Source organism: Chitiniphilus eburneus (assembly GCF_005048205.1).
GTDB classification, from domain to species: domain Bacteria; phylum Pseudomonadota; class Gammaproteobacteria; order Burkholderiales; family Chitinibacteraceae; genus Chitiniphilus; species Chitiniphilus eburneus.
In genome coordinates this window covers 33,111-56,878 of record NZ_SUMF01000009.1, presented here as the reverse complement: position 1 = coordinate 56,878, position 23,768 = coordinate 33,111, and the positions used below count along the sequence as shown (strand labels likewise).

The 23,768-nt window shown below is 65.8% G+C and carries 22 protein-coding genes; 12 read left to right on the top strand and 10 right to left on the bottom strand.

Features of this window, described 5'->3' with window-relative positions; translation table 11 throughout:
* Nucleotides 1-15: 15 nt before the first annotated feature.
* Complete coding sequence (locus FAZ21_RS10040; RefSeq protein ID WP_136773313.1) at nt 16-441, bottom strand: tetratricopeptide repeat protein; 426 nt, start codon at nt 439-441, stop codon at nt 16-18.
* Between the two features lie 46 nt (nt 442-487).
* Entirely contained in the window at nt 488-979 is a 492-nt protein-coding gene (gene ybaK / locus FAZ21_RS10035) for a Cys-tRNA(Pro) deacylase (protein ID WP_136773312.1), read from the bottom strand.
* A gap of 75 nt (nt 980-1,054) precedes the next feature.
* Between ybaK and FAZ21_RS10030 the strand changes: the two genes are divergently transcribed.
* From FAZ21_RS10030 to FAZ21_RS10010, 5 genes are all read left to right on the top strand, one after another.
* Nucleotides 1,055-2,518 (top strand): protein adenylyltransferase SelO, encoded by a 1,464-nt coding sequence (locus FAZ21_RS10030; protein ID WP_136773311.1) that lies wholly within the window; start codon nt 1,055-1,057, stop codon nt 2,516-2,518.
* A gap of 271 nt (nt 2,519-2,789) precedes the next feature.
* Nucleotides 2,790-4,097 carry a macrolide transporter subunit MacA gene (macA, locus tag FAZ21_RS10025; protein WP_169307338.1) on the top strand — a complete coding sequence of 436 codons (1,308 nt, stop codon included), beginning with the start codon at nt 2,790-2,792 and terminating at the stop codon, nt 4,095-4,097.
* Nucleotide 4,098: 1 nt separating this feature from the next.
* On the top strand, nt 4,099-6,054 hold the full coding sequence (locus FAZ21_RS10020; RefSeq protein WP_136773309.1) for a MacB family efflux pump subunit: 1,956 nt from the start codon (nt 4,099-4,101) through the stop codon (nt 6,052-6,054).
* 26 nt (nt 6,055-6,080) lie between these two features.
* Nucleotides 6,081-7,472, top strand: coding sequence for an efflux transporter outer membrane subunit (locus FAZ21_RS10015; RefSeq protein ID WP_136773308.1), 1,392 nt, complete (start codon nt 6,081-6,083; stop codon nt 7,470-7,472).
* Nucleotides 7,473-7,563: 91 nt separating this feature from the next.
* Nucleotides 7,564-9,033 (top strand): inorganic phosphate transporter, encoded by a 1,470-nt coding sequence (locus FAZ21_RS10010; RefSeq protein ID WP_136773307.1) that lies wholly within the window; start codon nt 7,564-7,566, stop codon nt 9,031-9,033.
* A gap of 86 nt (nt 9,034-9,119) precedes the next feature.
* Here FAZ21_RS10010 and FAZ21_RS10005 read toward each other — a convergent pair whose 3' ends face one another.
* Entirely contained in the window at nt 9,120-10,061 is a 942-nt protein-coding gene (locus tag FAZ21_RS10005; protein WP_211243426.1) for a histone deacetylase family protein, read from the bottom strand.
* Nucleotides 10,062-10,317: 256 nt separating this feature from the next.
* Between FAZ21_RS10005 and FAZ21_RS10000 the strand changes: the two genes are divergently transcribed.
* The 7 genes from FAZ21_RS10000 (at nt 10,318) to FAZ21_RS09970 (ending at nt 18,712) form a co-directional block, all read left to right on the top strand.
* Nucleotides 10,318-11,208, top strand: coding sequence for a hypothetical protein (locus FAZ21_RS10000; protein ID WP_136773306.1), 891 nt, complete (start codon nt 10,318-10,320; stop codon nt 11,206-11,208).
* A 391-nt stretch (nt 11,209-11,599) separates the two neighbouring features.
* Entirely contained in the window at nt 11,600-12,511 is a 912-nt protein-coding gene (locus FAZ21_RS09995; protein WP_136773305.1) for an AAA family ATPase, read from the top strand.
* A complete protein-coding gene (locus FAZ21_RS09990; RefSeq protein WP_136773304.1) occupies nt 12,511-13,470 on the top strand; it encodes a DUF58 domain-containing protein in 960 nt (319 codons plus the stop codon). Before FAZ21_RS09995 ends, FAZ21_RS09990 begins: the two co-directional genes overlap by 1 nt.
* Complete coding sequence (locus FAZ21_RS09985) at nt 13,463-15,406, top strand: transglutaminase TgpA family protein (RefSeq protein ID WP_136773303.1); 1,944 nt, start codon at nt 13,463-13,465, stop codon at nt 15,404-15,406. Before FAZ21_RS09990 ends, FAZ21_RS09985 begins: the two co-directional genes overlap by 8 nt.
* A 21-nt stretch (nt 15,407-15,427) precedes the next feature.
* Complete coding sequence (gene hemH, locus FAZ21_RS09980; protein WP_136773302.1) at nt 15,428-16,507, top strand: ferrochelatase; 1,080 nt, start codon at nt 15,428-15,430, stop codon at nt 16,505-16,507.
* 107 nt (nt 16,508-16,614) lie between these two features.
* Nucleotides 16,615-17,313, top strand: coding sequence for a response regulator transcription factor (locus tag FAZ21_RS09975; protein ID WP_018748230.1), 699 nt, complete (start codon nt 16,615-16,617; stop codon nt 17,311-17,313).
* Nucleotides 17,300-18,712, top strand: coding sequence for a sensor histidine kinase (locus FAZ21_RS09970; RefSeq protein ID WP_136773301.1), 1,413 nt, complete (start codon nt 17,300-17,302; stop codon nt 18,710-18,712). Before FAZ21_RS09975 ends, FAZ21_RS09970 begins: the two co-directional genes overlap by 14 nt.
* A 10-nt stretch (nt 18,713-18,722) precedes the next feature.
* Here the strand turns inward: FAZ21_RS09970 and gspK are convergent, their stop codons facing one another.
* From gspK to purU, 7 genes are read right to left on the bottom strand one after another with little or no spacing between them, the layout of a single operon-like run.
* Nucleotides 18,723-19,652 (bottom strand): type II secretion system minor pseudopilin GspK, encoded by a 930-nt coding sequence (gene gspK, locus FAZ21_RS09965; RefSeq protein WP_169307337.1) that lies wholly within the window; start codon nt 19,650-19,652, stop codon nt 18,723-18,725.
* Nucleotides 19,649-20,233 carry a type II secretion system minor pseudopilin GspJ gene (gene gspJ, locus FAZ21_RS09960; protein WP_136773299.1) on the bottom strand — a complete coding sequence of 195 codons (585 nt, stop codon included), beginning with the start codon at nt 20,231-20,233 and terminating at the stop codon, nt 19,649-19,651. Before gspJ ends, gspK begins: the two co-directional genes overlap by 4 nt.
* On the bottom strand, nt 20,230-20,601 hold the full coding sequence (gene gspI, locus FAZ21_RS09955; RefSeq protein WP_169307336.1) for a type II secretion system minor pseudopilin GspI: 372 nt from the start codon (nt 20,599-20,601) through the stop codon (nt 20,230-20,232). The genes gspJ and gspI overlap by 4 nt, the downstream gene beginning before the upstream one ends.
* A complete protein-coding gene (locus tag FAZ21_RS09950) occupies nt 20,598-21,110 on the bottom strand; it encodes a GspH/FimT family pseudopilin (RefSeq protein ID WP_169307335.1) in 513 nt (170 codons plus the stop codon). The genes gspI and FAZ21_RS09950 overlap by 4 nt, the downstream gene beginning before the upstream one ends.
* A gap of 26 nt (nt 21,111-21,136) precedes the next feature.
* A complete protein-coding gene (gspG, locus tag FAZ21_RS09945) occupies nt 21,137-21,589 on the bottom strand; it encodes a type II secretion system major pseudopilin GspG (RefSeq protein ID WP_136773296.1) in 453 nt (150 codons plus the stop codon).
* Nucleotides 21,590-21,594: 5 nt separating this feature from the next.
* The gene (gene gspF, locus FAZ21_RS09940; protein ID WP_136773295.1) at nt 21,595-22,800 is read right to left on the bottom strand and encodes a type II secretion system inner membrane protein GspF; all 1,206 of its coding nucleotides are present in this window, start codon (nt 22,798-22,800) and stop codon (nt 21,595-21,597) included.
* 43 nt (nt 22,801-22,843) lie between these two features.
* Nucleotides 22,844-23,695: a formyltetrahydrofolate deformylase gene (gene purU / locus FAZ21_RS09935; RefSeq protein ID WP_136773294.1), complete on the bottom strand. Its 852-nt coding sequence runs from the start codon at nt 23,693-23,695 to the stop codon at nt 22,844-22,846.
* Nucleotides 23,696-23,768 lie beyond the last annotated feature (73 nt).

The following is a 23,768-nucleotide window of genomic DNA, read 5'->3' as shown; positions in this document are numbered from 1 at the left end:
GCGGCGCCCACGCGATCAGAAGTCGATACGGGCCTTGAGGAAGTCGAGGTATTTGTCGTCCTCGTCTTCGTATACATCCAGGCCACCATATTCGAAGGCCTGCGCCAGGTGCGCCAGTGCGCGGGCCTCTTCGCCGGTTTCCAGCAGGCTCTGTCCCAGCCGCAGATGGATGAACGGGTTGTCCTCGCCATCCGGGTAACCCAGCGCCGGCAACAGCGTGTCGATCACCAGCGGGTACTGGGCCAACTGGAACAGCGTATCGCCGATGGCAGCCACGACCATGGTGCTGGCTTCGAAGCGCTCGCGCTCGGTGGGCAGCAATGCCTCCGCTTCGCGGTACTTGGCCAGCGCGGCGGTGTCGTTGCCCTTCTCGAACAGGCGATCCCCGGCGTCGAGCAAGGCGGTAATCTGATCGTGAAGGATGCTGGGCAGTATGGTCATGGGAAATCCAGGATCGGTTGGTATCTGTTGAAGATGCAAAGGCGGGTCAGGCGCCGTGGGGTATCGCCACGTCCACCAGCGTGGGCCGCAGCACCGCGATGGCGTCGGCCGGCGCCAGCCCCACCAGGAAACCCCGCTTGCCGCCGTTGAGATAGATGCGCGGCAGCGCGGCGATGCTGCGCTCCATGTACACCGGCATGGCCTTGCGCGTGCCGAAGGGCGACGTGCCGCCAACCATGTAGCCGGAATGGCGATTGGCCACCTCTGGCGCGCAAGGCTGGATCGTCTTGCGGCCCAGCAGGCGCGCCAGGTTCTTGGTGGACGTTTCGCAATCCCCATGCATCAGCACCAGCAGGGGCTGCCGGGCGTCGTCCTCCATCACCAGGGTCTTGATGACGTCGTGCTCGGCCACGCCGAGTTCGCGCGCGGACACCGCGGTGCCGCCTTTCTCTTCGTAGTCGTACAAGTGTTCGGTATAGGCCACCTTGTGCTGGCGCAGCACGCGGATGGCGGCAGTGACTGGGGTTTTCTCGCTCATCGGGAACTCGGACCGGCTTTCGGGTAACATACCCGATCAATTCACTCAACTATTTGGCGTCAAACCGCGCAAAGCATGAAGCATACCTTTCCCGACCTGCCGCTGGCACCTCGTTTCGCCGCCCTGCCCGATCGTTTCCACTCCCGGGTGCAATCCACCCCGCTGCCCCAGCCGTCGCTGATCGCCTGGAACGAAGCACTCGCGACGGAATTGCGGCTCGATAGCGCGGCGGGCAAGCTCGGCTGGGTGGATTTTCTCGCCGGCAACAGTTCGCTCACCGGGTATCCGCAGATTGCCAGTGTCTACAGCGGCCACCAGTTCGGGGTCTGGGCGGGGCAACTGGGCGACGGCCGCGCCATGCTGGTGGCGGAAATCGACACCCCGGCCGGCATTCGCGAACTGCAACTCAAGGGCGCCGGCCAGACACCTTATTCGCGGCGCGCCGACGGCCGCGCCGTCCTGCGCTCGTCGATCCGCGAGTACTTGTGCTCCGAAGCCATGCACGCGCTGGGGATTCCCACCACGCGGGCCCTGGCGCTGGTGGGCAGCCCGCAACCGGTCTGGCGCGAGACGGTGGAGACCGCCGCCGTGGTGACGCGCGTCGCGCCATCGTTCCTGCGTTTCGGCCATTTCGAGCATTTTCATCATCGCGACCAGCAGGATGCCGTGCGCGAGCTGGCCGACTGGACCATCGCGCAGTTTTACCCCGAATGCGCGGCCACAGCGCAACCATATCTCGCGCTGCTGCATGCCGTCGTCGAACGCACCGCACGCCTGATCGCCGCCTGGCAGGCGGTGGGGTTCTGCCACGGAGTGATGAATACCGACAACATGTCGCTGCTGGGCCTGACACTCGACTACGGCCCGTTCGGCTTCATGGACGGCTTCGATGCGGGGTACGTCTGCAACCACTCGGATGACCGTGGCCGCTATTCCTATGAACAACAGCCGCAGATCGGCCTGTGGAACCTGCACTGTCTGGCGCAGACATTGCTGCCCGAGATCGGCCGCGACGCGGCGGTAGAGGCATTGCAGCGCTACCAGACGATCTTCGAGGATCATTTCGGCGACCTGTTGCGGCAAAAGCTGGGTTTGCGCCAATGGCGCGAAGAAGACTGGGGCCTTGCCGGCGACCTGATGGCACTGCTACAGGCCGCGCATACCGACTGGACGATCTTCTGGCGCCGGCTGGCCATGCTGCCGGCCCAGGGCGCCATCCCCGCCGAACTGCGCGACATGCTGCTGGACCGCGACGCCTTCGACACGTGGGTCGCCGCTTACCGCGCGCGACTGGGCGAGGATGGCAGCCTGGGCGACACCGAACGCGCCACCCGGATGAATGCGGTGAATCCCAAGTACGTGCTGCGCAATCATCTGGCCGAGGAAGTGATCCGCGCCGCGCAACAAGGCGACCACGATCCGCTGCACCGGCTGGCCGCCGCCCTGGCCCATCCCTACGACGATACGCCGGAATACGACGAATTCGCGGCGTTGCCGCCGGACTGGGCGCGCACGCTGTCGGTATCGTGCTCGTCGTGACCGCCCCCAGCGCTAGGCCCAGCGCCGGTGCCTCCTTTTTGTCCCCACTCTGTAATCCCGGCCAGGCACGGGCGCAACCGCGGCAAACCGTGCTTCCGCCCCGCTGAATGCTTGCCCGCTCGGCCGGTTTGTCCTGGTTTTGTAAACAAACCGGACGTTTTGCGCATCGGACGCGTCAACCATGCACAATAAGGCCGCGTTATCGTCTGCCTGCGCGGTGCAAACCGGGACACCCGCCGCGCATCGGCACCCCAGAACAACAGGACATCACATGCCTTTCACTTCTTCCAGCCTGCTGCGCCGGCTGAAACGCTACCGCTGGTGGCTTCTTGCATTGCTCGTCATCCTGGCCGGGCTCGGCTGGTGGTATCGCGCCGCCAGCAAGCCTGTCGCCGTCGAGGTCCTGACCGCGCCGGTCACGCGCGGCGACATCGAAGTCTCGGTGCTCGCCAGCGGCATCATCGAAGCCTCGCAGCAAGTGGATGTCGGCGCCCAGGCGTCCGGCCAGGTCACCAGGCTGCACGTCGAACTGGGCGACCGGGTGAAAAAGGGCCAGTTGCTGGCCGAGATCGACCCCACGCTGTCGCAGAACTCCTTGCAGGAAGCCCAGGCCTCGCTGGACAACCTGCTGGCCCAGCAGACCTCCGCCCAACTGGAGCTCAAGCTGGCCGAACAGGAAAACTCCCGCCAGCAGGAAATGCTGGCCGCTGACGCCACCGCCCGCAAGGAGGCGGACGACGCCGCCATCCAGCTCAGCATCCGCCGCGCGCAGATCGCGCAGATCGCGGCCCAGATCAAGCAGTCGCAGATCAAGCTGGACACCGCGCGCGCCAATGTGGGCTATACGCGCATCCTGGCGCCCATGGACGGCGAAGTGGTGTCGATCACCACCAAGGAAGGCCAGACCGTGATCGCCACGCAGCAGGCGCCAACCATCCTGACGCTGGCCAACATGGATGTCGTGACGGTCCGTGCGCAGGTGGCCGAGGCGGACGTGCCGCGCCTGAAGGCGGGCATGCCGGTCTACTTCACCGTGCTCGGTGCGCCCGACCGCAGGATCGTCGCCAAGCTGGACGCCGTCCAGCCCAAGCCGGAAACCGTGAACAACGCCATCTTCTACAACGCACTGTTCGACGTGCCGAACCCGGACGGCCTGCTCAAGTTGCAGATGACGGCGCAGGTGTCGTTCATCATCGATGCCAAGCGCGATGTGCTGATGATTCCGGTCACCGCGCTGATGGCGCGGGGCGATGGCACGGGCGGCGCCAAGGCGCGCGATGCCTCCGCACCGCGCCAGAACGCCGGCGCGCAGCACAGCGACGCGGCGAAGGGCGAGCGGCGCAGCCACAAGCCTCGCGACGAAGGCCAGGCAAATGGCCAGCCGCGCATGGTGCGAGTGCAGAAGGCGGACGGCACCATCGAACCGCGCCGCGTGACCGTGGGCCTGAACAACAATGTCCAGGTGGAAGTAATCAGCGGGCTGAACGAAGGCGAGCTGGTCGTCACCGGCGGCGGCCTCAACAATACCCAGACGCGCCAACGCCAAGGCGGCCCGATGGGCGGACCGCGGATTCGCTGACATGGGCGACAACATTCCGCTGATCGCGCTGTCCGGCCTGTATCGCCGCTTCCCCGCCGGCGATACCGAAGTGGTGATCCTCAACGACATCCACCTCGCCATCGGGCGCGGCGAGATGGTCGCCATCATGGGTCAGTCCGGTTCCGGCAAATCGACGCTGATGAACATCCTGGGCGGGCTGGATTCGCCCAGCGCCGGCTCCTACCGCTTCGACGGCATCGAAGTGGGCAGCCTGGACGACGACGGCCTGGCCGCGCTGCGCCGCGAGCATTTCGGCTTCATCTTCCAGCGTTACCACCTGATTTCCGCGTTGAACGCCGAGGAAAACGTAGCGATGCCGGCGATCTACGCCGGCATGGACAACACAGCGCGCGCCGAGCGTGCCGGCCAGTTGCTGGGGCGGCTGGGGCTGGCCGACCGGCTGCACCACCGGCCCAGCCAGCTGTCCGGCGGGCAACAACAGCGCGTCTCCATCGCGCGCGCCTTGATGAACGGTGGCGAGGTGATCCTGGCCGACGAGCCCACCGGCGCGCTCGATTCGCGCAGCGGTGAGGAAGTGCTGGCCACGCTGAAGGAACTGCACGCACGCGGCCACACCGTGATCCTGGTGACGCACGATGCGCAGGTCGCCGCGCAAGCCGAGCGCGTCATCGAGATCAAGGACGGCCGCATCGTCGCGGACCGGCGCAACCCCGGCGCGCACGACGATGCGCAGCCCCGCGACCGCCCCGCACCCCCGGCCCATCCCAGCGGCCTGATGGCCAACTGGGGCCGTTTTCTCGAAGCGTTCAGCATGGCCTGGCGCTCGCTGGTGGCGAACCGGCTGCGCACGCTGCTGACCATGCTCGGCATCATCATCGGCATCGCCTCGGTGGTCTCCATCGTGGCGCTGGGCGAAGGCATGCAGCAATCGGTGCTGCAAAACCTGTCGTCACTGGGCGCCACCAACATCGACATCATGCCCGGCTCCGGCTTGTCCGATGACCGCTCCGGCGGGGTGCGTACCCTGCGCGAATCGGACCTGATCGCGCTGGCCGCCGAACCGTATGTCGAAGCCGTCACGCCGATGTCGCAAAAGCAGCAGCGGATGCGCTTTCGCAATATCGACTCCAACGCCACCGTCTACGGCGTCGCACCCAGCTACTTCGACGTGCGCGGCCAAAAGATCGAGCAGGGCAGCAACTTCAGCCAACAGGACGTGCAGCGTCAGGCGCAGGTGGCGGTGATCGGCGAGAACACCCGCAAGACGTTCTTCGACACCGGCTCGGGCCTGGGCGAGATCATCCTGATCGGCAACGTGCCGTTGCAGGTGATCGGCGTTGCCGAGGCCAAGTCCAGCGGTTGGGGCGGCGACAGCCTGGAGGTCTGGGTTCCCTACTCCACGGCGGCCAGCCGCATCTTCGGCCAGCAGCATTTCAACCGGCTCACGGTGAAGATCCGCGAAGGCCTGCCGACCAAGGCCGCCGAGGAAGCGCTGACCCAGCGCCTGCTGCTGGCGCATGGCACCCAGGATTTCTACACCCGCAACATGGAGGACATCCTGGAATCGGTGGAAGCCAGCACGCGCAACATCAAGATGTTCCTGACCATGATCGGCGTGATCTCGCTGGTGGTGGGCGGCATCGGCGTGATGAACATCATGCTGGTGTCGGTGACCGAACGGACCCACGAGATCGGCATCCGCATGGCGGTGGGTGCGCGGCAGAGCGACATCATGCGGCAATTCCTGATCGAAGCGATCATGGTCTGCATGGTGGGCGGCGGCATCGGCATCGCCCTGTCGCTGGGCCTTGGCGCCGTGGTGGACCGGCTGGTGACCGACTTCCAGATGATCTTCTCGCTGCAATCCATCCTCACCGCCGTGGTCTGCGCCACCCTGGTGGGCGTGGTGTTCGGCTTTCTCCCCGCGCGGCGCGCGGCGCAACTGGCGCCGATCGAAGCACTCGCGCGCGAATGACGCGCATACGCGAATAGGTTTTATCGATGCCCAAGACAAAAAAACTGAAAACCCTCTCGCTGTACCTGATCGCACTGCCGCTGTTCACCGCCTGCGCCAGCACCCAGTGGTCCGCGCCCCCGGTGACGACACCCGTCGCCTGGGAAGCCGCCGCGACTGACGGCGAGCTGGCAAGCGCCGACGCCTTCTGGCAGGCATTCGACGATCCGGGCCTGGCGGCGCTGATCGCCCGGGCCCGCGCCAGCAATGCCGATGTCGCCAGCGCGGTGCTCAGGCTGAAGCAGGCCGGTTACGCACTGGAACAGGCACAACTGGACCGGCTGCCCGATGTGAGCGCTTCCGGCCGTATCTCCGCCAACCGCGACCTGCGGCGCGACCAGAGCCTGGGCGAGAGCTACAACGCCTCGCTCAGCATGTCCTACGAGCTGGACCTGTGGGGCCGGCTGGCCGACCAGGAATCGGCCGCGCGCTGGCGCCAGGGCGCCACCGCCGCCGACCTGGAGGGGGTGCGCGTTTCGCTGGAAGCCAATACCGCCAGCCTGTACTGGCAACTGGCGCTGAACAATGCCCAGGTGGCGCTGGCCGAGCGCGATCTCGACAGCGCGCGCAAGACCTTTGCGCTGGTGGAATCGCGCTACAAGGCCGGCACGGTATCGGGCCTGGACATCGCCCAGGCACGCCGCGCGGTCAGCCAGCAGGAAAGCACGCTGGCGGCCAGCCAGCAGACGCGCAACGCCACCCGCCGCGCGCTGGCGCTGCTGTTCGACGTTCCCCCCGAAACCGGGCTGGACACGACACCGACGCTGCCACGCGCCAATCTGCCGGAGGTACCGGCGGGGCTGCCGTCGCAACTGCTGGCGCGCCGGCCCGACCTCGCGGCCAGCGAAGCGCGGCTGAAGGCATCGTTTGCCGATAACGAAGCCAAGCGCAAAAGCTGGCTGCCGACCCTCTCGTTGACCGGCAGCGTGGGCAGCAGCAGCAGTTCGCTGGTGGATGTGCTGTCCAATCCGGTCGCCGCGCTGGGCGCCGGGCTGGCGCTGCCCTTCATCCAGTGGAACGAACGCGAGGTGGCGCTCAAGACCGACCGCGCGGACTACGAACTGGCCGTCATCGCGCATCGACAGACCATCTATCGCGCACTGGGCGAAGTGGAGGATGCCCTCGACGCGCGCACGCGCCTGACAGGCGACACCGCCCGGCTGGTGGCACAGCGCGACGATGCCGCGACGGCGGAGCGGCTGACGGGGGTGCGCTACCGTGCCGGCGCGGTGGCCTTCGATACCTGGCTGTCCGCGCAGGACACCTTGCGTGCCGCCGAGCGCACACTGTTGCAGCACGATTACGAGCGCGCGACGAACCTGGCAACCCTGTACAAAGCCTTGGGTGGCGCGCCACTGCCGCTTATGAAGGACGATTGACATCGCACAACCGGCGGCCTCGTCGACAACGGAACGCGGTGGTTTTCTGCCATAATTCGCCGCGTTCCCCTCCCCGCGACACAAAAACTTCATGTTCGATCTATTTAGCGGACTAGACCCCTGGGTCATCGTCAGCCTGGTGCTGGCGCTCACCTTCGTTCTCGCCTTCGAGTTCATCAACGGCTTTCACGACACCGCCAACGCCGTCGCCACAGTGATCTACACCAAGGCGATGCCACCCCATCTGGCGGTGATCTTTTCCGGCATCTTCAATTTCCTCGGCGTATTGCTGGGCGGCGTGGGCGTGGCCTATGCCATCGTCCACCTGCTACCGGTGGAACTGCTGATCAACGTGAACACCGGCCACGGGCTGGCGATGGTGTTCTCGCTGCTGGCGGCCGCGATCATCTGGAACCTGGGCACCTGGTACTTCGGCATCCCGGCGTCCAGTTCACACACGCTGATCGGCTCCATTCTCGGCGTCGGCCTGACCAACGCACTGATCACGCATATCCCGCTGGCGGAAGGCATCAACTGGAAGAAGGCGATCGACATCGCCCTGTCGCTGTTGATCTCGCCCACCGCCGGCTTCCTGCTGGCCGGCCTGTTGCTGCTGGTGCTCAAGTGGCTGATGCCGCTGTCCAAGATGCACAAGACCCCGGAAAACCGGCGTTCCTCCGATGGCAAGAAGCACCCCCCGTTCTGGAACCGGCTGGTCCTGGTGATCTCCGCCATGGGCGTCAGCTTCGTCCATGGCTCCAACGACGGCCAGAAAGGGATCGGCCTGATCATGCTGGTGCTGATCGGTATCGTACCCGCCAAGTTCGTGCTGGACCTGAACAGCACCACCTACCAGATCGAACGCACCCGCGACGCCACCATCCACCTGCGCCAGTTCTACCAGCGCAACGCCAGCACCCTGACCGAATACCTGGCACTGGGCCGCAGCAACGGCACCGAGCTGCCCAAGCATTTCCGCTGCGATCCCAAGACCACCGAACCCACCATTGCCGCACTGCTGCTGGCGCTGGACGGCGTGAAGGATTATCGCGACGTCGATGCCGATACCCGCGTACAGGTACGCCGTTACCTGCTGTGCCTGGACGACACCGCCAAGAAAGTGGGCAAGCTGCCACAAGTACCGAAACGGGAGAAAGCCGACCTCGACAACCTGCGCAAGGATTTGACCGCCACCACCGAGTACGCGCCGTTCTGGGTGATCCTGGCCGTGGCGGCCGCACTGGGCATCGGCACCATGGTCGGCTGGAAGCGCGTGGTCCTCACCGTGGGCGAGAAGATCGGCAAGCAAGGCATGACCTACGCACAAGGCATGTGTGCGCAGATCATCGCGGCGGCCTCCATCGGCTTCGCCAACATCTTCAGCCTGCCGGTCTCGACCACCCACGTGCTGTCGTCCGGGGTCGCGGGCACCATGGTCGCCAACAAGAGCGGCCTGCAAGGCGGCACCGTGCGTGCCATCCTGATGGCCTGGGTTCTCACCCTGCCCGCCACCATCGGATTATCCGCCCTGCTGTTCTGGCTGGCGACGCTGGTGCTGTAGCCAGCAACGTCCGGCAGCAAAAAGGCCATCCTCGTGGATGGCCTTTTTCGTGGCGATCTTCGACCGACGATCCGGTCATCGGGTGCTCAGAATTCGCCCAGTTCCTTGATGTGCACTGCCACGCTGCGCCCCAGCGCCGAAGGGTCGTAGCCGCCCTCCAGGATCGAAACGAGCCGGCCCTGGGCATGGCGCTCGGCCACTTTCTTCAGTTCGCGCGTCACCCAGGCATAGTCGGCCTCCACCAGCCCCATCGACGACATGTCGTCTTCCAGGTGGGCATCGAAGCCAGCGGAAATCAGCACCAGCTCCGGTGCGAAGGCGTCCAGCGCCGGCAACCACCGTTCGATGACGGTATCGCGGAACACGCTGCCGGTAGTACCACGCGCCAGCGGCACGTTCAGCATATTGGCGCCGCGCGGCGTATCGCCGGAGTACGGATAGAACGGATGCTGGAAGATGCCCACCATCAGCACGCGCGGCTCATCGCAGAACGCATCCTCCGTGCCATTGCCGTGATGGACGTCGAAATCCGCGATCACCACGCGTTGCAGGCCGTATTCCTCCATCGCGTGCCGCGCCGCGACCGCCACGTTGTTGAACAGGCAGAAGCCCATCGCCCGCGCATGCTCGGCATGATGTCCGGGAGGACGAACCGCGCAGAATGCGTTCTGCGCCCGGCCGCTCATCACAAGATCGACTGCGGCCACGCCGGCACCGGCTGCATGATAGGCGGCGCGCAGGCTATAAGGGTTGACGGCGGTATCGGGGTCGAGGTGCGCATAGCCGCGACTGGGAATCACCAGCGCCAGCCGGTCGATGTAGGCCATGTCGTGGACACGCAGCAACTGCGCCAGCGTGGCTGGTGGCGCATCGACATGCAGCAGGAAATCCCACAGTCCGGCGGCGATCAGCCTATCTTGAATAGCGGCGAGCCGCTCCGGGCATTCGGGGTGCCCTTTCCCCATGTCATGCATGCTACAGGCGGGGTGGGTGATATAGGCCGTGGGGCCGGCAACGGCGGACTGCAATCGATTTTTCTCCTGCTACGGAACCGAATGGGCATCGGCCTGGCCACACAGCCAGCCCCGACCCATCGCCAGCGATAGGGCGGAGGCGCCGATCCGGGGTACGCCCGAGGGGGGCACCAAGGCGTAAACGGGCTGAAGCCAGTGTACGCCCAACGTCGGCGGCGGCGCAAAGCCGTGCGGGCGAGCCTGCCGAGGCTGCCATCACGGGAAGTCGCACAAAAGAACAGAGGCGCCCAAGCGCCGGGAGAACGAACCCATGAACCGCGTTGCACCCCTGGCGGGCCTGCTCATCCTGTCGTCGGCGATGGCGCCACTGCACGCCGCGCCCGGCATCCGCCTGGATGTCACGCCCATCTGGCTCGGCACTGCATCGCTGGATGGCGAGGGCAAGGCACGGACCAGCAGCCTGTTGCTCAACGCGGCGACCGATCTCCCGGTCGACGATGGTTTTTCGGTCGGCCTCAATGCGTCCTACCAGTACATCGATTGGGAGTTCCGCGATCCGCTGTCCTGGAACGGCCAGTCTCCCTGGGGCAACGTGCAGCGCGCCGGACTGGGCATCAACCTGAACTGGCGCACCGGCGACTGGCAATACACGCTGGCGCCATCGCTGAGCTACGCCGGCGAACTCGGCGCGGACCGGAACGATTCGATGGGTCTGGGCGTGACCGCGGTCGCGGCCCGCAGCTTCACGCCCGATCTGACGGTCGGGCTGGGCGTGGGGCTGTTCAACGCCATCGACGAAACACGGGTCTATCCCTACCTGATGATCGACTGGAACATCGACGAACAGTGGCATCTGTCCAACCCGTTCTCCGCCGGCCCGGCCGGCCCGGCCGGCCTCGAACTCGGCTATCGCGGCCTGGGCAACAAGTGGGACATCGGCGCGGGCGGCGCCTATCGCTCGTTCCGCTTCCGCCTGGCGCGCGACAATGCACTGGCAAGCGGCGGTGTCGGGCAGGAAGAGATGATCCCGCTCTACGTACGCTTCGGCTATACGCCATCGCGCAATACCAAGCTCGACCTCTACCTGGGGGCTGCCCTCAACGGCAAACTGCGCACCGAAGACAGCAACGGCAACCTGCTGACCGAGGACGAGTTCGACGCGACGCCGCTGTTCTCGATCAATTTCGGCGGGCAATTCTGAGCGCCAGCCCGGCGCGCCCGCCGTTGTGCCAGTGCACGTCGGCGTACCCCAGGGCGAATCGACCTTCAAACATGGGAGCGAAGGACGAAGGCCGGGATGCAGCGCAAGGCGTGCCAAGCGAAGTGGGGCGATCCCCACGAGCGAGGCACAACGCCGCGATGCGCCCGGCCTTCATCCTTCCCTTCGGGTTGGTCCGTGGGCCGGCGTCTGCTTTGTCGCACGGCTTGCAGATAGGAGGGCTATCTGCTGCACCGCGCTTCGCGCAGCCATCCGGCCCACGGACCAACGCTTCCCACGTTTGAAGGTTGATTCGCCCTAACGCCGCGCGCCGGATCAAACAACGTTAGAATCCGATCGATCCGTCAGCACGCTCATTCGCCCGGGAGTGGCAATGGCCCATTCGTTTTCCCCCACGCTCGCCCAACTGAACCGCGTCATCCTCGGCAAGGAGGACCAGGTGCGGATGGCCTTGTGCTGTCTGCTGGCCCGTGGGCATCTGTTGCTGGAAGACCTGCCGGGAGTCGGCAAGACCACCCTGGCCCACGCGCTGGCCGCCACCGTGGGGCTGCGCTTCCAGCGCGTGCAGTTCACCAGCGACCTGTTGCCCGCCGACCTGATCGGCGTCTCGATCTACGAGCGCGATACCGGGCGCTTCCGTTTTCATCATGGCCCCGTGTTCGCCCAGGTGTTGCTGGCCGACGAAATCAACCGCGCGCCGCCCAAAACCCAATCGGCGCTGCTGGAAGCCATGGAAGAACAACAGGTCACGGTGGACGGCACCAGCTACCCGCTGCCCGAACCGTTCTTCGTGATCGCCACGCAGAACCCGCAACACCAGATCGGCACCTTCCCACTGCCCGAATCGCAACTGGATCGCTTCCTGATGCGACTGGAGCTGGGTTATCCGGACGGCGCAGCGGAGCGCGCCATGCTGGCCGGCGAAAGCCGCCGCGAACTGGTGGCGCAGCTCCAGCCCACGGTGGGGCCGACGGAACTGACCGCCGCGCAGCAGCAGGTGGACAAAATCCACGTGTCCGGGCCGCTGCTCGACTACGTACAGGCGCTGGCGCGTGCCACGCGCAGCCATGACGCGCTCAGCTACGGCCTGTCGCCGCGCGCCCTGCTCGGCCTGATCGCCGCCGCGCGCGCCTGGGCCTGGCTGGACGGGCGCGATCATGTCATTCCCGAGGATGTCCAGGCGGTGTTCCCCGGGGTGGCCGGTCATCGGCTGGTGCAACGCGCCAGCGGGCGCGTCGCGCCGGATGCGGCGCTGGAGCTGCTGCGTACCGTTGCCATTCCCTGATGAAGTTCCTGCAACGACGCTGGCAACGCTGGCTGGCGCGCCGACACCCCGCCGGCACCGAAATCCGGCTGCGCCATAACCGGATCTACGTCCTGCCGAGCGGCTTTGGCTTCGCCTTCGCCTTCTGCGCCGTGCTGTTGCTGATCGGCGCCATCAATTACCAGCTCAGCCTGGGTTATCTGTTCACCTTTGGCCTGATCGGCCTGGGGCATGCGGCGCTGACCGAGGCGTTTCGCAACCTGCTCGGCCTGCGTTTCAGCGTGCGTCAACCCGAGCCGGTGTTCCAGGGCGAAATGGCCTTTTTCCCCGTGGCGATCGCCAACGAAAAAAAGCGGATTCGCCGGGCGATCCTGGTTCGCGCCGGGGAAAACGCCTGGGTAACGCTCGACCGCCTGGATGCCCGGCAGGAACGCGTCCTTCCGCTACCGGTGCCCACGACGCTGCGCGGCTGGCTCGCCCTGCCGCGCGTCAATATCGAAACCCGGTACCCCACCGGCTTTTGCCGCGCGTGGAGCCACGCCTCGCTGACCGCGCGCGTGCTGGTCTATCCACGCCCCGAGCATGACCCCCCTCCTTATCCCGGCGCACACGAAGAAGGCGCGGGCATGGCGCGCCGCATCGGCGAAGACGAATTCGCCGGCCTGCGAGAATACCGCCCCGGGGATTCGCCCCGTCGCATCGCCTGGAAGCAGGCGGCCCGAAGCGATACGTTGTCGGTCAAATCGTTCGACAGCGCCGAGGGTGCGCAATCGATCCTGCACTGGGACGCCGCCGCGCCGCTCGATGCGGAAGCGCGCCTGTCCCGCCTGACAGCCTGGCTGCTGCGGGCGGAAGGCTCGGGCGAGCGCTACGGCCTGATATTGCCGGGGCAGCATATCGACATCGGCCACGGCCCGCAGCACCTGGCGCATTGTCTCGAAGCCCTGGCCACCTTCGATACGGCGGCACGCCATGGCTGACCACCGTTCGTTGCCGCGCAACAAGATGCTGGCGCTGCTGGGCACGCTGGCCCTGGTGCTGGCGCCCCATCTGGCGCAGATGCCGGTGTGGCTGATCCTGGTCACCCTGCTGCCGCTGGGGTGGCGCGCGCATATCGCCTGGTCCGGCCAGCGCCTGCCTGGGCGAGCGATCCGCCTGGTACTGGCCTGCGCCATGGTCGCGATGGTGTTCCTGCAATTTCGCACCTTGATCGGACGCGATGGCGGCGTGATGCTGCTGGCCTGCCTGGTGGCGCTGAAACTGCTGGAAACGACGACCCGCCGCGACGTACGCATCCTGACGCTGCTCGGCTACTTCGTCGCCGGCACCCTGTTCCTGGTCTCCCAATCGTTCTGGATGCTGGCCTATGTATTGATGGCCTGCGTGCTGCTCACCGGGCAGTTGTTCGCCTGGCAGCGCGAAGACACCCGGTTCGAGCCCGAGGAATACCGCCGCGCGCTGCGCCTGTTGCTGGAAGGATTGCCGGTCGCCCTGCTGCTGTTCGTGCTTTACCCCCGCCTTGCCGCCCCGCTGTGGAGCATGCCGGCGGACCGCGCACAGGCCAGCACCGGCATTTCGGACACCATGTCGCCCGGGAGCTTCAGCGACCTCACGCTGGATGACAGCGTGGCCTTCCGCGTGGACTTTCGCGGGCTGGCGCCACAACGGGACCAGTTGTACTGGCGCGGGCCGGTGTTCGAACGTTTCGACGGGCACACCTGGCTGCAACGCGAGTTCGCCCCGGCCTCGACCCCCACGATCGTCCCGCGCGGGCGCACGCTGGATTACACCATCACCCTGGAACCGCAGCAGCGGGCCTGGCTGTTCGCGCTGGATCTACCCACCCAACTGCCGCAGGGCGCGCGCCTGACCAGCCGGCTCCAGGCGGTCTATCGCCAGCCACTCGTCAACCGTGCCCGTTTCGACTTCCAGAGCGCGACCGACTGGCGCATCGACAATCAGGACGACACCAGCCTGAGCCAGGCGCTGGCCCTGCCGCAGGGCGGCAACCCGCGCGCCCGCGCGCTGGCGCAGGGCTGGCGCGACCTGCCTCCCCAGGTCCGCGTGGCCCGGGCGCTGGTCTGGTTGCAATCGAACGGTTTCGCCTACACGCTGGCCCCGCCGCTGCTGGAGGGGCCGGACGAGGTCGACCAGTTGCTGTTCCGCACCCGTGAAGGATTCTGCGAACACTACGCCGGCTCGTTCACCTTCCTGATGCGCGTCGCCGGCGTGCCGGCCCGGGTGGTCGGCGGCTACCTGGGTGGCGAGTACAACGCCGCCGGCGACTACTGGATCGTGCGCCAGGCCGACGCGCACGCCTGGGTCGAAGTCTGGCTCGAAGGGCGTGGCTGGCAGCGGGTGGACCCCACGGCGGTGGTTGCCCCCATGCGGGTTTCGGGCGGCCTGGCACGCAGCGTACGCGACAGCGACCGGCTGCCGATGCTGCTGCGGGAAAACGCGGCCTGGCTGGCCAACCTGCGGTTGAAGTGGGACAACGTGATCTATGTCTGGGATCGATGGGTGATCGGCTACGACACCCAGCGACAACTGCAACTGCTGAAAAAACTGGGCGTGGACGGCCTGGATTCGGCCCTCTACGTGGCATGGCTGGTCGGTGGCTTTGCACTGATTCTCGCGGCCTATACACTCGCCTCGCGCTGGATGCCGCGCAGCGAACGGCCGCGCGATCCCGCCGCACGCCTGTGGCGGGCCTTCATGCGCCGGCTGGCGCAACGTGGCGTGATGCCGCGCCTGGGCGAAGGCCCGCGCGACTTTGCCGCACGGGCAGCCGCCCTTTTGCCGGGCCACGCCGACGCCATCCGGCAGATTGCCAACCATTATCTGGCCGCGCGCTACGGCGATGCCCCGGATGCCGCGCAACAACTGGCCAAAGCCCTCAAGACCCTCCGCCTTTGAGCCGACCACACGGACAACGACATGGCCCGCTTCATCGACGCCCCCCCCGCAGCCGCTGCTGCTTCCTCGCGCATCGGCGTGCTGCTGGTCAATCTCGGCACCCCGGACGCGCCCACCGCCGCGGCCGTCAAGCCTTATCTGCGCCAGTTCCTGTCGGATCGGCGGGTGGTGGAAATCCCCGCGCTGCTCTGGCAACCGATCCTGCGCGGCATCGTCCTGATGGTGCGCCCGGCGAAATCCGCGCGGAAATACGCGGCGATCTGGGGCAAGGAAGGCTCGCCCCTGCGGGTCTGGACCGAAAAGCAGGCCAAGCTGGTCAAGGGCTTCCTGGGCGAGCGTCACGGCAACCAGGTACTCGTCGCCTACGCCATGCGCTACGGGCAGCCATCGATCCCGGCCGCCATGGCGCGGCTGCGGGAACAAGGGTGCGACCGCCTGTTGCTGGTGCCGTTGTATCCCCAGTATTCCGCCAGCAGCACCGCCACCGCCTGTGACACGGTGTTCGCGGAACTGTCTCGCTACCGCGATCAGCCGGCGGTGCGCACCATCCGGGATTTCCACGACCATCCCGGCTATATCGATGCGCTGGCGAACCGCATCCGCCAGCACTGGATGGTGGAAGGCCGGGGCGAGCATCTGGTGATGAGCTTTCACGGCGTGCCACGCTTCACCGTGGACAAGGGCGATCCCTACCAGCGCCAGTGCCAGGAAACCGCCCGCCTGCTCGCCGCCGCGCTCGGCCTGACCGAAGATCGCTATACCCTGGCGTTCCAGTCCCGCTTCGGGCGGACCGAGTGGCTGAAGCCCTATACCAGCGAAACACTCGCCAAGCTGGGCAAACAGGGCGTCAAGGCGGTGGACGTCGTTTGCCCGGGGTTCGTCGCCGACTGCCTGGAGACCCTGGAGGAAATCGCCCTGGAAGGAAAACAGACCTTTCTGCAAGCCGGTGGCGGCACGCTGCGCTATATTCCGGCACTTAATGATGACAACCGCTGGGTCCATGCATTGACGAGCATTGTCGAGCAGGCATTGCAGGGCTGGCTGACACCTTCTGAACGTCCCGCAGCACCAGACACGCGGGTGGTGCCCCCCCAACCCTAGCCCCCTCCTTTCAGGGGTAAAAATCGCAAGCGAAAATACTTGGGTATCAGCGAAATTGCAGTTAAACTCAGCGGTAAGCTAAGACTTACAACTGGAGGTTTGATCCCATGAGCACCCGGCTTTTCCTCGCCGAAGACGATCTCATCCTTGCCGACGCGCTGAAAACCAGCCTGTCGCAAGCCGACTTCCAGGTCGACTGCGTAAACGACGGCGCACTCGCCCTGCAAATTCTGCTGCATAACGACTATGACGTCGTGGTGCTGGATATCGGGCTTCCCAACATGGATGGTCTGACCGTGCTCAAGCACGTGCGTCAGCACAAGCCTTCCATGCCCATTCTGATTCTCACGGCGCTCGATGGCCTGGAAGAACGCGTGGCTGGCCTCGATGCCGGCGCCGACGACTACCTGGCCAAGCCTTTTGAGTTCGCCGAGCTGGAAGCCCGCCTGCGGGCGCTGCTGCGCCGCAGCCAGATCCTGCCGCAATCGGTGCAGCAACTGGGCAACCTGCGCCTGGATCGCGCCGGCCAGCGCGCCTGGTGTAACGATATCCCGCTCGACCTGTCCGCCCGCGAGCTGACCGTGCTGGAAATCCTCATGTCCAACATCGACCGCGTCGTGACCAAGGAGCAGATCGTTTCCGAACTGGGCTCCGAGAACGCCGAAGTGGGCCTGAACGCGATCGAAGTATACGTTCACCGTCTGCGCAAGAAGCTGGAGCCGTGCGGCGTCGTCATCCGTACCATCCGTGGTTTGGGCTATCTCCTCGAGAAGCAGCAACCCGGCGCCCAGGATGTTGCGGGGTAAATTCTCCCTTCGACGGCAACTGCTGGTCTGGTTGCTGATTCCCCAGGTCATCCTCTGGGTGACCGGGGCCATCCTCTGTTACAACGTCGCCACGCACTATGCAACCCGCGTGCTGGACGACAGCCTTCAGGAAACCGGGCGGGCGCTTGCCCGCCAGGTGCGCGAGGAAGGCGGCAAGCTGCAACTGGGCGCGCACCATGCCAGCACGCTGATGCTGGACCGGGGCGAGCAGAAGCTGTTCTACAGCGTTTCCGCCCTGCCCGGCGGGCTGATTGCCGGCAACCATCAGTTGTCGTCCCCGCCTCCTCCGCCTGCCCAATCCGAAACCCGCACCTTCTTTACCGATGCCTCCGGTCAGCATGGCGCCTTGCGGGTTGCCTCGATGTATTTTCCCTTGCCCGCCACGCCCAGCGCCTCGAATCGCTGGCTGCTGGTGCAGGTCGCCAAGGGCCTGGAAGCCCACAATCGTCTCTCGCATGAAATCCTGGTGGCCACGGCCTTGCCGCTGGGCCTGCTGATCCTGGTCATGAGCATTTGCGTCCATTGGGGCATCGTTCGCGGGCTGAAGCCGCTGACTGGCCTGAAGAGCCTGATGGAGCGGCGCGACCCGCAGGATCTGGCCCCGCTGGAGCTGGCCGACGCACCCGAGGAAGTCCACGCGCTGAGCCATGCGCTGAATCACCTTCTGTCCACCACCAACGAAAACGTGGCCCGGCAGCGCCGCTTCATCGCCGATGCCGCACACCAGTTGCGTACGCCGCTGGCCGGCCTGAAATCGCAAACCGAGCTGGCAATGCGCGAAACCACGCCCGAAGGGCTGCGCGACCGGCTGAACATGGTGCACGCCAGCGCCACCCGTTCGATTCATCTGGTCAACCAGTTGCTGACGCTCGCGCGTTCGGAGCCCGCCAACCAGGGCATGCCCCAGGTTCGCGTCGATCTGGCCAAGCTGGTCCGCGAACTGACCGCCGAAGCCGTGCCGCGCGCACTGGCGGCCGGCATGGATCTCGGTTGCGACAGCCCATTGCTGGAAGCCCCGATCCACGGCAACTCGGCGCTGCTGCGCGAGCTGTTCGTCAACCTGGTGGAAAACGCCATCAAGTACATCCCGCGTGGCGGCAACGTCACTGTGCGTCTGAATCGGGAGGGGCCGTTCTACGTCGTGGAGGTGGAGGATGATGGCCCCGGCATCCCCGACGAACAGAAGCCACGCATCTTCGAGCGTTTCTATCGCGTCAACCAGAACGACGGCAACGGCTGCGGCCTGGGCATGGCGATCGTCAAGGAAATCGCCGAACGCCACCATGGTGCAGTCTCGCTGAACGATGCCGTGCCGCACGGCCTGATCGTGCGGGTTACGCTGCCGGTGCTCGAGGAAGACGCCAGAGAGGAGGCCTGAGCGGCAACGCTCAGTTGCGGCGCAGCCAGACCAGGCGGGGCATGTCCACGCCATTGCGTTCGAGCAGTGCGGCAAATCGGGACGACACGCGCCCGAAGCGAACCTCCACCTCGTTCACGAAATACCGGCTTTCCACGCTGATCGCCCCGCCACGTAGCGCTCCGCGCTTGTTCTCCGGCAGCGCTTCCTTGAACTCGTCCAGCGTCTCGTAGTACTTGCCCGCGCGCGCGGACACCACGGCCCGCGCGTCGCTCAAAGACAGATTGGGCAGGACGGCGGCCAGGACTTCGGGCTCGGCGAAGTTGACGTTCACCTGTGTTTTTTGCGGCAACACCGTGATGTAGGCATCCAGCTTGGCGATGATTTCCGGCGTAAAACCACGCACCACGCCCAGGCTGGTCAGGTCGGTCAGCGGCCGGTTCGCCGCACGGTAGGGCGGCCGCAGATTGAGGTAGTCGGTATCCTCCGCGCCACCGGGATAGCGCGTCTGCGAATCGCTGTCCTCCCAGTCCACCAGCGCGTTGACCAGCTCTTTGGGCACATTCAGATAATCGAACAGACGCTCGCAAGCCGCTACCTCGTCGTCCTGCGCCTGCCCGTTTTGCACCAGGTTGTTCAGGTTGAAGCGCCCCTGCTGTTCCAGCAAGCGCCCGCCAGCCTGGCCACGCTCGACCGGGATGGCGGGAATCGGCACATTCCAGGGCTCCAGCAGATGATCGACATGGTTGCGCCGCGCGTCATCGCGCAGCGTCAGCCGTGCCAGATCGATTGCCGCCAGCGCCACCCCGCGCGATTCGGCCATGTCATACTGATTTTCCACCTGGCGGAACCACAACTGTTGCCGCCAGGCGATCCATACCGCCAATGCGGCCACCAGCGCCGCCGTGGCGACGGCGGTCAGGATGGCGATACCGTGCTGGCGGTGGCGTGAGCGCATCATGGCAGCAGGTAGACCCGGGTCACCGGAGACTTGCCGCTGCGCTCCAGGGTGACTTCCACCGCGTTCGGTCGCACCGCACTGTTGCCAGTGACCGGCCATTGCGGCAACCATTTGCCGGACGCATCCAGAAAGCGCGCCTCGAAGCGCGTCACATCGCTCAACAAGGGGTGGACCACCGGCTCCGCCAGCGGCGCGAGGTCCAGGCTATCCCACATCAGCAGTTGCAGTTCGTTGTCCCAAAGGCGATACGCCACGTGGTAGTCCTCGCGTGCCCGATCCATCCGCACCAATTCCAGCGCGGCGTCCACCTTGCGCGGCGGCTTGAGATAGCCGCGCAGCGACGGCTGTGCCACGCCGCTCTGGTCACGCCACGGGCGTTCCACCTGGTGCATCAGGTCCTCCTCGATCCGGTCCAGGACCAATGCGGTTTCCCGCCAGTAGGCGGCCTCCTGGTCCAGCCTGACCTTTACCTTGGCCACCTGCTCCAGCCCGCGATAGGCGACCAGCGCCACCACCGCGAAGATCATCAGCGCGATCAGGATTTCCAGCAGCGTAAAGCCATGCATCCGGCGCCGCATCATGATTTCACCCGCGCGAGGTAGCCCACCAGCGTGGCCGCCGCGTAGTCCTGCTGGCCGTCGAGATACACCTTGATTTCGATGCGCCGGAAACTGCGGTTGGGCGAGGCGCCCACCTCGGCGCGCCAGGTGAACGATTGCCCGCCCTGCTCCACCTTGCCTTCGCTCTGACCCACTTCGGGAAACATCTGCCGCGCGCGGATTTCGTTCAGGTGATTCTGCGCCACCCAGCCAGCCAGCATCTTCGTGCGCAGCGTCACGGCCGCTTCGGTGCTGGCCGAGGTGGCGCGCAAGGCCGCGGCAAGCGCGATGGCCAGGATCGCCAGCGCCACCAGTACTTCGATCAGGGTGAAACCGCGTCGCCGACTCACGCTGCGCCATCCTCGGGCTGCGCGGTGACGCGCCCCATGATGTCGCCTTCCAGTCGCCAGCGCTGCTGGCCCTTGGTCAGGGTGACGGTGAAGGGCTGGTTCACGCCGGAAGGCTCGAACACGATGCGCTCGCCGACGCGGCGATCCTTGAGGTTCACGCTCATCCGCGTCACGCGCAGGCCTTCCGGCAGTTCGCGGGGTTTGAGCACTTCATGGCTGGGCAGCGCCTGCCAGGCATTGCGGTCGTCGAGCGTCCAGAACTGATAGCCGTCGCCATCGGAAGACCAGGCGATGGCGCGGCCACCGGCAATCGCTTCATCGCGCGCGCTTTCGAACAACAGCGCCATCCGCTGTCCTTCGCGCTCCAGCGTCTGCCCGTCCGAGAGGTCGAAGCGCAGCATGGCCATGCCGAGGATGATGCCGACCACCCCCAGCGCCACCAGGATTTCGATCAGCGTGAAGCCCAGGCCACGACGCGGTTGCGCACGGGGAATACGGCATGGGCGCACGGCGTGTAACAAGTGCGGCTAGGCGCTTAAAGCTGCCACGAGCCGATATCGGCGTCGAAGCCCTCGCCACCCTGCTGGCCGTCGGCGCCATAGCTCATGACGTCGATCTCGCCCTTGAGACCGGGGTTGAGATAGAGATAGTCGCCACCCCACGGGTCCTTGGGCAGCTTTTCCAGGTAGCCACCGTGCTTCCAGTTATTGGGGACCGGCGCGGCGGAAGGCTTTTCGATCAATGCCCGCAGCCCCTGCTCGGTGCTGGGATAGCGGCCGTTGTCCAGCTTGTACAGCTTCAGGCCCTGGATGATGGTGCGGATGTCCTGCTGCGCCGCGACCACGCGGGCCTCGTTGGGGCGATCCATGATCTTGGGCACCACCAGCGCGCCGAGGATGGCAAGAATGGTGATGACCACCAGGATTTCGATCAGCGTGAAACCGCGTGCCAGCATGCGGCGGGCGGAGGGACGGGATGCATAGGACATTCGGGTTATCTCACCAGTTGGTTCATTTCGAAGACGGGTAGCAGGATGGCCAGCACGATCAACAGCACCACCACGCCCATGGCCAGCACCATGAACGGGCCCAGCAGGCCGGTGAAGGTGGCGACACGGTTTTCCAGTTCCTGGGCCTGCTGCGCGGCGGCCTTTTCCAGCATGTACTCCAGCCGCCCCGTCGCCTCGCCGCTGGCGATCAGATGGATCAACACCGGCGGAAACAATTTACTCTGCGCCAGCGCGCGCGAGAGTGTGACCCCTTCACGCACCTGGGCCGCAGCGGTACTCACGGCGTCGCGCAGCGGCAGGCTGCCCATCACGCCGCCGGCGGCCGTCAGCGCCTTGAGCAGCGGCACCCCGCTGCCGACCAGGATGGCCAGCGTCGAAGCCAGCCGCGCGGTATTGCCGGCGCGCTCGAAACGGCCGAACAAGGGCAAGCGCAGGCGCCAGGCGTGAAAGGCCCACTTCACCGACTCCACCTTCAACGCGCGCCAGGCGCCAAAGCCCGCGGCAATGGCCAGCACCAGCAGCGCCAGCCCCCATTCGCGAACCACGTTGCTGGCCCACAGCAGCGCTTTGGTCAGGAATGGTAGTTCCTGCTTGGCACTCTGGAAGACGGTGACCATCTGCGGCACCACCCAGGTGAGCAAGCCGATCACCACCAGTAGCGACACCACCATCACCACCATCGGATAGATGAAGGCCAGGCCCACCTTGGCGGCCAGCGCGGCTCGGGCTTCCAGATAGTCAGCAAGACGCTGCATCACGCCAGCGGCACGGCCGGATTCCTCGCCAGCGGCGACAATGGTGCGGTATAGCTCGGGAAACGCCTGCTGATGGCGCGTCAACGCCTGCGACAGCGAGGCGCCGCCGAGGATCTCGCTGCGCAGGCTGGCGGCCAGCCGCTTTTCGCGATCCCCGTCGCTTTGCTCCACCAGCACCGCCAGGGCCTGTTCCAGCGGCAGGCCGGCGTCGAGCAGCGTGGCAAGCTGACGCGTCATCAGCGAAAGGCGCTGCGTTCCCAGCCGGCGCTCGCCGCGCCGTTGACCGGCGCCATCCGTGCCCACGGCATCGATTTCGCTGACCCACAAGCCCTGGTCGCGCAGTTGCTGGCGCGCGGCACGCGCGGTATCGGCCTCGATCAGGCCCTGGGCATTCGCGCCATCGGCCCGCACCGCGCGGTAGCGGAATGCCGTCATGCGGGAACTCCGCGGAACGCGGGCCGGAACGCGCGCACCGGCATCAGGCGAAGATCACGGTCTTGTTGGAATACACCAGCACCCGATGTTCCAGATGCCACTTCACGGCGCGCGCCAGCACCATCTTTTCCAGGTCGCGGCCCTTGCGGATCAGTTCTTCGACATCGTCGCGATGCGAGATGCGGATCACGTCCTGCTCGATGATGGGCCCGTCGTCCAGCACTTCGGTCACGTAGTGGCTGGTGGCGCCGATCAGCTTGACCCCGCGCGCAAAGGCGCGGTGGTACGGCTTGGCTCCGTCGAAGGCCGGCAGGAAGCTGTGGTGGATATTGATGACGCGCTGCGGATACCGCGCGGTGAAATCGTGCGACAACACTTGCATGTATCGCGCCAGCACGATCAGATCGACACCGTGCTCCTCCAGCAACTGACGTTGCGCGGCTTCGGCCTGCGCCTTGCCGTCGCGCGGCACGTCGATCACGTGATACGGAATGCCGTAGAAGTCGGCCAGGGCGCGGCAGTCCTCGTGGTTGGAGATGATCAGCGGAATATCGCAATGCAGTTCGCCGCTCTGGTGGCGATGCAGCAGATCGACCAGGCAATGGTCGTACCTGGAAACGAGGATCGCCATCTTGGGCCGGCGCGCCGACAACGCCACCTTCCATTGCATCTGGAAGCGATCGGCAATCGGCTGGAACGCCGCCGAAAACGCGGCCATGTCGAGCGTGAAATCGGTGAGATCCCATTCAACGCGCATCAGGAACAGGTTTTCGCTGATGTCCTGGTGCTGGTCCGAATGGACGATGTTGGCGTTATAGGTGAACAGGAAGTTGGCGATGGCGGCAGAAAGCCCCTTGCGGTCGGGGCAACTGATCAGGAGCGTGGCGGTGTTCATGCAATGATCCGGTAAGCGTTGCTGTGCGGGATTCTATCAGCAAGCCCGCCCACGGGGCAGCGCGACGGGCTGC